This is a genomic window from Nostocoides sp., assembly GCF_035343835.1.
GTDB lineage: Bacteria > Actinomycetota > Actinomycetes > Actinomycetales > Dermatophilaceae > Nostocoides_A > Nostocoides_A vanveenii.
Window position 1 is genome coordinate 1 of sequence record NZ_DAOQZV010000141.1, and the last position, 8556, is coordinate 8556.

12 protein-coding genes are annotated in these 8556 nt (G+C 67.9%); 4 read left to right on the forward strand and 8 right to left on the reverse strand.

The window, feature by feature from the left end; all coding sequences use genetic code 11:
- On the forward strand, positions 1-701 hold a 701-nt coding region (gene arr / locus PKH97_RS10710; protein ID WP_324387399.1), incomplete at its 5' end, for an NAD(+)--rifampin ADP-ribosyltransferase.
- A gap of 88 nt (positions 702-789) precedes the next feature.
- Here arr and PKH97_RS10715 read toward each other — a convergent pair.
- The 3 genes from PKH97_RS10715 to PKH97_RS10725 form a co-directional block, all read right to left on the reverse strand.
- Positions 790-1407, reverse strand: coding sequence for a ParB/Srx family N-terminal domain-containing protein (locus tag PKH97_RS10715; protein ID WP_324387400.1), 618 nt, complete (start codon positions 1405-1407; stop codon positions 790-792).
- On the reverse strand, positions 1407-1853 hold the full coding sequence (locus PKH97_RS10720) for a hypothetical protein (RefSeq protein ID WP_324387401.1): 447 nt from the start codon (positions 1851-1853) through the stop codon (positions 1407-1409). Before PKH97_RS10720 ends, PKH97_RS10715 begins: the two co-directional genes overlap by 1 nt.
- A 125-nt stretch (positions 1854-1978) precedes the next feature.
- The gene (locus PKH97_RS10725) at positions 1979-2605 is read right to left on the reverse strand and encodes a hemerythrin domain-containing protein (protein ID WP_324387402.1); all 627 of its coding nucleotides are present in this window, start codon (positions 2603-2605) and stop codon (positions 1979-1981) included.
- Positions 2606-2793: 188 nt separating this feature from the next.
- Between PKH97_RS10725 and PKH97_RS10730 the strand changes: the two genes are divergently transcribed.
- Positions 2794-3135: a DUF2200 domain-containing protein gene (locus tag PKH97_RS10730; RefSeq protein WP_324387403.1), complete on the forward strand. Its 342-nt coding sequence runs from the start codon at positions 2794-2796 to the stop codon at positions 3133-3135.
- Between the two features lie 6 nt (positions 3136-3141).
- Here PKH97_RS10730 and PKH97_RS10735 read toward each other — a convergent pair whose 3' ends face one another.
- Together PKH97_RS10735 and PKH97_RS10740 are read right to left on the reverse strand one after the other, a co-directional pair.
- Positions 3142-4353, reverse strand: coding sequence for an ATP-grasp domain-containing protein (locus PKH97_RS10735; protein WP_324387404.1), 1212 nt, complete (start codon positions 4351-4353; stop codon positions 3142-3144).
- Positions 4354-4370: 17 nt separating this feature from the next.
- Positions 4371-5600: a hypothetical protein gene (locus PKH97_RS10740; RefSeq protein ID WP_324387405.1), complete on the reverse strand. Its 1230-nt coding sequence runs from the start codon at positions 5598-5600 to the stop codon at positions 4371-4373.
- A 175-nt stretch (positions 5601-5775) separates the two neighbouring features.
- On the opposite strand from PKH97_RS10740, the gene PKH97_RS10745 reads away from it, so the two are divergent.
- Positions 5776-6537 (forward strand): PIG-L deacetylase family protein, encoded by a 762-nt coding sequence (locus PKH97_RS10745; RefSeq protein ID WP_324387406.1) that lies wholly within the window; start codon positions 5776-5778, stop codon positions 6535-6537.
- Here the strand turns inward: PKH97_RS10745 and PKH97_RS10750 are convergent.
- Together PKH97_RS10750 and PKH97_RS10755 are read right to left on the reverse strand one after the other, a co-directional pair.
- Positions 6492-6845, reverse strand: coding sequence for a chloride channel protein (locus PKH97_RS10750; protein ID WP_324387407.1), 354 nt, complete (start codon positions 6843-6845; stop codon positions 6492-6494). The genes PKH97_RS10745 and PKH97_RS10750 overlap by 46 nt on opposite strands.
- 47 nt (positions 6846-6892) lie before the next feature.
- Positions 6893-7075 (reverse strand): hypothetical protein, encoded by a 183-nt coding sequence (locus PKH97_RS10755; protein WP_324387408.1) that lies wholly within the window; start codon positions 7073-7075, stop codon positions 6893-6895.
- 323 nt (positions 7076-7398) lie between these two features.
- Here PKH97_RS10755 and PKH97_RS10760 point away from each other — a divergent pair, with 323 nt between their 5' ends.
- Entirely contained in the window at positions 7399-7989 is a 591-nt protein-coding gene (locus PKH97_RS10760) for a GNAT family N-acetyltransferase (RefSeq protein ID WP_324387409.1), read from the forward strand.
- A 77-nt stretch (positions 7990-8066) separates the two neighbouring features.
- On the opposite strand, the gene PKH97_RS10765 is transcribed toward PKH97_RS10760, so the two are convergent.
- Positions 8067-8556, reverse strand: a 490-nt coding sequence (locus PKH97_RS10765; RefSeq protein ID WP_324387410.1) for an aquaporin, incomplete at its 5' end; no start/stop codon positions are given.

Sequence of the window (8556 nt, forward strand, 5' to 3'; positions counted from 1 at the left end):
CGGCGCTGGCGGCATCGGCAGCCAGCGCCGCGGCCTACCTCCATCCGTTGGCGAGGGCGACTCAGGTCGGCCACATTCTCGGAGCAGCCGCGCACGCGGCCCGCGCGGCGGAACTGGCGCGCGGGGACGATCCCGTTGTCGCCGAATACGTGCTCACGGCCGCGGCGAGGCGCCCCACCACGCCAGTGCTCGATGTTCTCGGACGCTACCCGCGTGCTCCGCACGGACGCACCCGGGTCGCCGCTCTGACCACGCGGCTGGACAGTCTGCTTCGCGACCCGCCATCAGTGCCCCGGGTTGTCGATGACGTTGGCCCCTTCTTCCACGGCACCCGTGCCGATGTGCGGCCCGGCGACCTACTCACCCCCGGCTGGCGCTCGAACTACGGATCCGGTCGAATGGCCAAGCACATCTACCTCACCGCCAGCAGCGCGGGCGCGCCACTCGCTGCCGAACTCGCCCGCGGCGAGGGCCCACCCCGCGTCTATCGGGTCGAACCGCTCGGGCCGATCGAGGACGACCCGAATGTCACCGACAAGCGCTTCCCCGGCAACCCCACCCGGTCTTATCGCACCACCGAGCCCCTGCGGGTGCTCGCCGAGGTCGAGGACTGGGCCCCGCCGGACGCCGAGTTGGTGCGCCACCTGCGCTCGCGGATGGGTGAGTTGGCCGAGCTCGGCATCGAAGCAATGGACGACTGACCACGTTCCTAAACCCTGCTAGCAGGGTCTAGGTCACCTCCAGCAGGGTCTACCTTGCTTGAGGACACCTAACCTGTGCTGAGTCGCGTCAGTGGGCGAGCAGCGCCTTGTAGGCCTCCATATAGGCGATCTTGCCGGGCTTGGCGTCCGACAGCGGCTTGGCCAGCTTCGCCAACTCCTTGGTGTTCACCGCGGGAAGCGCGCCGAGGTCGGCGGCGGTGAACCCGCCATACACCTGGCCGTCCTTGGCCAGGGCGACTTGCGCGTATGCCGTTCTGGTCACCGCATCGAGGTAGCTCGCCGCATCGTCGGGGTTCCATCCCGACAGATCGACGGGGGTAGTGGTGCGCAACCAGGCGCCCCAATAGAACTCCTGGAAGGGGACGGTCCCTGCCGAGTAGCCGATGTCGCGGGCGAAATAGAGCAGGCTGCGGCCCGGGTCGTTCGCAAAGTTGGCCAGACCCACGGTGTTCGGCAGCTTGTTGACCCCGACCGGCTGGCCGGCCGGGTCCTCGAGCCAGACCCACTTGTTCGCCTTCATGGCCGTCCAGAAGTCCTGGCGCGTCAGCCGCGAGAGATTGCCGGCGACGAGCAGGCGGACGTGCGCGTCCATACCGCCGTCGGGCATCTCGGCGAAGGAGGTCAGGGTGTGGTGTCCATCGGTGAGCCAGAGCGATCCGCCGGCCCCGATGACGACGGTCTTCATCAGCGCCCGCGACGCCGCCGTCTCTTGCCCTGGCTGCAGTGCGCAGGTGAAGCTGCTTGAATCATCCAAGCGCGCATCGGGCTGCGCCGCAACGGCATCGAGCAGCCCGGAGGCCTCGCACCAGTCGCAAACTTCTTGTTGATCGTGTCCTTGCCCAGGGTGTAGCGGCCGAGCTTGTAGTTGACCTCGTCGTAGCCCAATGACGGCTGCGTCGGGTGGACGTCGCCGATCCGGACATCGACAATGTCACCCGGCTTGGCGCACAGGTAGACCATCGGCGCAGTGCGCTGATCGTGATCACAAAAGTCCGGCTTCGTGCCTGCGTGTGCGGGGCTGGCGCCGGCAACGACGATCCCGAGCAGGCCGCTGGTGGCGGTAGTGAGTAGCAGTGCGCGCCGGGTGGCACCCGCACGGTGACGAGGCGTTCGGGCAGGGGCGGATGACATGGGGCTCCTCGGGATGGGCAGGCGGCATACCGACCCTCGCATCCCGTCGACCGCACTCCGCACGAATCGGCAACGTGTTGCGCCGCTGGACACGAAGTGTTCACCCGCGGCTGCCAAACGCGGCGCTACTCGTCAGCCTTCGCGGCCTCGCCTAACGCATCAGCCTGCTTCTTGGCCTGCTCCTCGATCGCGTCCATCTCCTCGCGCACGTCAGCGGGCGGTAACACCTTCTCACGCACCGCCTCGGCCAGCAACGCGGCGACCTGGGCCCGGGACGCACACCCGGCCCGCAGCAACGCATTGCGCTTGGCGGCCCAGGCCGCGCCGAGGTCGTGACGGGTGGCGACCGAGACGTCATCGCGCGCCGGGTTGAGGATGTCGAGTTCTTCTTCGTTGCTGTGATGCCCGACGACCTTGGCAAGCTCCTTGACGGCGTCGTCGTACTTCTTCGTCGTCGTTCCCTTGGCATCGAGGAAGGCGAGGAGTGCTTCGAGGATCTCCGCGTGCTCCTCCTCGCCATGCTCCTCCTTGTGGCTGGAGATGGCCCGCAACTGGCGCAGGGTGGGGTAGACCTCCGTCTCCTCGGCCTCGGCGTGGGCGACAAGCAACTCGGAAAGTGCGGCGCGAGCGGCCTCGCGGTCGCGGTCATTGCGCCGGCATTCGCGCAGGAGATCCTCGAAGAGTCGGTGATCGGCGAGGATGAGTTCGACGACGTCCCCTTGTGTGGGGTGGATGAGCGGGTAGATAGTCACGGCCTCAGCGTGGCCTAATCTCCCCACCAATTGCCGATTGCTGCCGAACATTCCTTTCCTGCCCCGGCAGAGAACGAGCTGGGCTCCAACGCGGCTAACCCAGCGAGACCGGTGCGCCGCGCGATGTCCTGCCCGAGACCCGCCATGTCCGGAGTTGGTCAGGCCACGCCGCTGGCTACGCTCGGCCGATGAGCCGCATCTTCACGACCGCTGTCGCCGACGTTTACCCGCACTACGTCACCAAGGTGGAGAGGAAGGGACGGACCACCGGCGAGCTCAACGACGTGATCGAGTGGCTGACCGGTTATGACGAGGTGACGCTGCACAAGCACCTGGCCGATCGCACGACCTTCGCGGACTTCTTCGCCGGCGCCGAACTCAACCCCAAGGCCGCGCTTATCACCGGCTCGATCTGTGGCGTGAAGATCCAGGAGATCGAGGACCCGCTGATGCGACAGATCCGCTACCTCGACAAGCTCGTCGACGAGATCGCCAAGGGCCGGCCGATGGCAAAGGTGCTGCGAGCCTGAGTGTCATCACTCGGCATAGAGGCGAAGTTCGTTGGCGAAGCGGTCGCTGATCCGCAGCGTCTGGCCGAGATCCATGTGGCGGTAGATGATCATGCCGTCGGAGAGCAGCGTGGCTCGCCAGTCGCGGCGTTGCGCCCCGATCGGCAGCAGGTCGACAACGCAGACGTGCTCGCCCTCCTCGCGCAGCAGCCGCTCCAGGCCCTCGATGTGGGTGATCCGCCCGCGGCCTTCGGCGCGCTTGAACATACTGGCGCAGTTGAACTTGTTCGTCAGCGGCGGCGCTGATCCGGTCGTGATGGCCTGCGCCCAGGTCGCGAAGAGGTCACCATCGGTCGCATAGTTCATCAGGTCGACAGTGCGTGCTCCGGGCGGTCGCGCGCCGATCTCGCCGAAGACGACCTCGCCGTCGGCCTTGCGATACCACTCCATGTGCGTGAAGCCGTCGGTGAATCCGAGCGACTCGATCACGGCGCGCCCCATCGCGATACCGTCGGCGAGCCGTGGATCGGCCAGGTCCGAGAGCACCATCGTCACCGGGCTGATCCACTCGTGGCTGCGCTGTTGGAGCGGGCGCGGGAGATACCAGCACACATTCTCGAAGAGGATCTCGCCGCGACCGCACACGGTGTCATAGGTGAACTCCTCGCCGTCGATGAACTCTTCGACGCTGACGAGCGGCACATGCCCGATCATCGGTTGCACTTGGGCAAGTTGCTCGGCGGAGTCGACGCGGTAGGTGTCCGCTGACCCCGCGCCCGCGATGGGCTTGACGATCAGCGGGTAGCCGATTCGCTCCGCAGCCGCCCAGATCTCGGCCGCATTGCTCGCCGATGTATGCCGTGGCGTCCGGATCCCGGCCGCGTCCAGGACGCGCTTCATCGCCTCCTTGTCGCGGAACCAGGTCGCCTGCTCCACGCTCATCCCGGGTAGTCCGAGGTGCTCGCGAATGCGTGCTGCCAGAACGACATACGGCTCCCAGAGGCATTCGACCCGGTCGATGTGCACATAGGCGGAGAGGCCGTCGAGGGCGGCCAGGACGGCCGACTCGTCGGCGAGTGCGACGTGCTCGTAGTGCGCGAGGTGGGCTTGCGCCTCCCGCGGGAGGGCTTGAACGGGCTGGTCACCGACGCCGATGACCTGTGCCCCGGTCTGCGCCAGGGCGCGGGTGAAATAGGCCTGCTCGAGAGGGAATCCCGGCGAGATCATCACGATGTTCACGGCAAAACCCTTCGGTGTCAGTCGGATTCGACGAGTACAACGCGCGCGACCTGGACGATGCGCTCCAACGCGGCCTGCACGACTCCCGTGTCTCGGTGGCGCACGGTGACAAAGCCCTCGCCCTCATAGGACGTTGCCGCCGGCTGCCCGGGCTGTGGGAGTTGGGCTCGCACGACAAGCTCGCCGAGCTCACGTTGCAGCTGATCGATGCCGTGGACGGCGCGGACCCGGCCGCGGCCCATTCCGCGCAGATAGGCCGTCCCGCAGGCATACACCCGGTCGGGCCGGTGAAACTCTTCCCGCAGAACGAGATTGGACCACAGGTCGAAGAAGTCCACGTCATGGGCGTAGCCGATCATCGACCCGATCTGCGCGCCCGGCGGGCGCGCGCCGATCTCCGAGACCGCGACCGAGCCATCCGGGCGAGCGAACCATTCCATGTGGCTGAAGGCGTCCTGCACCCCGAGTGCCGCAATCGCTTGTGGTCCGACGCGGTGAATCTCGGCATACTGCGGTGTTGAAATATCCTGCGGGAGAACGACAGTCCACTGCATCCACGGATTGCGGACGACCTCGAGTGGCGGCGGGAGATAGTCGCTGATCGATGCCCAAAGCGTCTGGCCGTGCAGCGTCGCGGCGTCGAAGCTGTGCTCACGGCCGGTGAGGAACTCCTCTAGCAGCCATACCTGCGAGGGGTCGGCCACGGCCATCGTCAGCCAGTTGTCGAAGTCCGCGAGGGTATCGAGCCGGAAGGTCGCCTGGGCTCCCGCTCCATCCGGCGGCTTGGCGACGATCGGGAAGCCGACCACGTCGCGAAAGGCCAGCGCCTCCTGGACACGGTGGACGAGTTGGTGTCTGGCGCAAGGCAATCCGGTCGATCGCAGGACGTCCTTCATCCGCGACTTGTCGCGGACATTGAGCGCCACGGACTCGCTCATGCCCGGTATGCCCAGAGCGTCACGCACCTGACCGAGCGGCACTTGAAGCTGCTCGAGGATCGCGATCAGCCGCTCGACCGGCCCGATCTGTGGCGTCAGTCCCCGCACGGCGTCGGCGATCTGGTGCGCGTCGAGGCCGTCGCGGACTTGGTAGTGGCCGGCCAGCGCCTGCCGGATCTCCCCCGGGACCTGGTCGAGCGACGCGGTCGTGATCAGGCCGAGGCGCACGCCGGGTGTGCGGGCTGCCGCGAGCACGAAGTTGTTTGTCGTGTCGGCAAGGAAGGGGGCGACAAAGGCGGCGCTGACCATTTTCGCACCCTAGTGGAGTGGCGAGCGGGCCAGGACGCCATGCTCGTCCATGGGGCCGCCCGCGACGACGGAGGCGGCAAGTTGGGGATGGGCTGTGGAGCACAATCAGGTCAGTCTCTCGACCATCATCGGTGACGAGTCGGGCCAGCATCGTCGGGAACGCTAAGGTGCCGGGATGACTGACTCGCGTGTCTTTCCCGCCTTGCCCGATGCGTCGTGGGCGCGTGTGCTGTGCGTGGTCGCCCATCCGGACGACATGGAATATGGCACGTCCGCGGCCGTAGCTACCTGGACCGCGCGCGGTGTCGACGTCACCTACCTGCTGCTCACCAAGGGCGAGGCCGGTATGCAGCGCCCCCCCGAGGAGGTCGGCCCGCTGCGCGCAGGCGAGCAGCACCAGGCGTGCGCCAGCGTCGGTGTCCATGACCTGCGCATCCTCGACCACGCTGACGGCATGCTCATGCCGACTCTGGAGTTGCGCCGCGACATCGCGCGGGTGATCCGGCAGGTGCGCCCGGACGCGGTCGTGACGGCGAACTTCGACGTCGAGGCGTATGGCGGTCTCAACCAGGCCGACCATCGCGCCGCCGGCCTCGCGACAGTGGACGCCGTCCGCGACGCCGACAACACCTGGGTCTTCCGCGAGTTGGCCGACGACGAGGGGCTGCCCAAGTGGCATACGTCCGCGTTGTTGGTGGCGGGGCACCCGGTCGCGACCCACGCGGTGGCCGTCGACGAGCAGGCGGTCGCGGCCTCGGTCGCCTCACTCGAGCATCACCAGGCCTACCTCGCCGACCTGCCGGGCCATCCCAAGCCGGCGGACTTCATCCCGCAGATCCTCGCCCAGGGCGGCGCGGCTGCGGGCACCGGGCACGCGGTGCTCTTCCGCGTCTATGACCTCGGCGGCTTCGCCTCCTCGACCGACGACGACGCCTGACGCGTCCTCGACGAACGCCCCAGAGCGATCGCGGGAAGCAGGCCGCCGACCACCATCGGTCCGAGGGCCGTCCCGCCGGCGAGGAAGGCCACGACCAGCACCGCAGCGACGGGCTTGCGCAATCCCATCGCGGTGGCTGCGGCCATACCGGCCACCATCGCGGCGGCCGGGGAGATCGGGAGCACCACGGTGGTCAGGGCGCCGAGGCAGGCGCCGGTCAGCATGCGCGGGAAGAACTCGCCGCCGCGCCAGCCGGCCGACAGGCACACGATCATCGCGAGGGGTTTGAGCACGGCCATCGCCGCCACGAGCGCCACCCAGGCGGTGGCCAGCCCGGCCGGCCCCCGGGCGAGGATCAGGTCGAGTCCCCACCGGTCTTGACAACCCTGTCGGCGGGCGCATTGCCCTGACCGATTGCGCCATCCACCACCAGGAACATCCGGCGAGCCATCGGGTGGCCGCGGGACATCCCCGAGGAGCCGGTCCGGGTGGCGCTCGATTTCGCGCTCTTCGCCCCACCCTTACCCGTGCGGGTCAATGGCCGTGGCCTTCGGCTGACGGCCATTGATCTCGATTGGTCGCCGGCTCCGGGCCCGAGGTCCGGGGCACCGGTGAGGCCCTGCTGATGGCGGTGGCAGGGCGAGCAGATTTGCTGCCCGAACTGAGTGGCCCGGGACTGACGACCTTCGCGAGCAGAGTTCAGAGCTGACCACCTCTCGTTCCGGCGGTTCAGAGCCTCGCGGGCGCCCGGCGTTCAGGGCTTGGCGCCGGGGATGGAGGTATTCGACGATCCAGGCGTTCTCGAGTTTGATCGTCATTCAGATGACGCTATCCGTGGCGGGGACTGAAATAGGCTCCCTCATGGCCACCGAAACGGCATACACAATCGCGCCGCTCAGCCCGCAGACCTGGCCCGCGTTCGACGCCTTGGTCCAGCGGCACAACGGGATCTTCGGTGGGTGCTGGTGCATTTGGTTCCACCCGGATGGGCCCGAGCGCGGCCAGGGCGCCGAGGCGAACCGGGAGTTGAAGAAGGCGTATGTCGAGTCGGGCCAGGCGCACGCCGCGCTGGTCATGGACGGCGAGGAGGCCATCGCGTGGGCCGAATTCGGCACGCCGGCCGAGTTGCCGACGATCCATCACCGCAAGCAGTACGACGCGACCAAGAGCGCCGACCCGGACTACCGGATCACGTGCGTTTTCGTCGACAAGCGTTACCGCCGGCAGGGGGTGACAGAGCTGGCGATCAGCGGCGCGCTGGGGATGATCGCGCGGGCCGGCGGCGGGGTGGTCGAGAGCTATCCGCACGACCTGACCGAGCAGACGAAGAAGATGTCCTCCTCCTTCCTCTACAACGGCACCCGCCGGCTGTATGAACGTCTCGGCTTCACCTATGACCGCCCCAAAGGCCTGAGGAACTGCGTGATGGTCAAGACCGTCGACCCGGCCTGAGGCTTGGCGCCGGTCGGTCCGTCACTGGTCCATGAGGATCGTGAGCCTCTCGCGGACCTCACGACGTCTCCGGCGGATCACGGTTGGTGGTCGTGCACGGGCGCCGGCAGGTCGAGCGGCTCGGGCGTGCCGGCCCGGGGATAGAACACCTCGGTGAGGGCGGCACCGAGGGCCGCGCCAAGAAGTTGCGCCACGATGAACCCGGGGACATCACCCGGGGCGATGCCGGAGAAGCTGTCGGTGATGGCGCGGCCGATGGTGACGGCCGGGTTGGCGAAGGATGTGCTCGAGGTGAAGAAGTAGGCGGCGCCGATCCACGCCGGGACCAGCGCTGGGCCGAGGCGACCGAGGCCGGTCCTGGTCAGGGCGCCGATCAGGGCGAGCAAGCCGGCTGTGGCGACGATCTCGCCGAGCCATTGACCCAGCCCGGTGCGCTGCTTCGTGGCGAGGGTGACCGCGGGGAGCTCGAACATCACGTGGGCCACTACGGCACCAAGCAGCGCCCCGAGGATCTGCGCCGCGATATAGAGCCCCGCCTCGGACCGGCGCATCTCCGCGCGGGCCGTG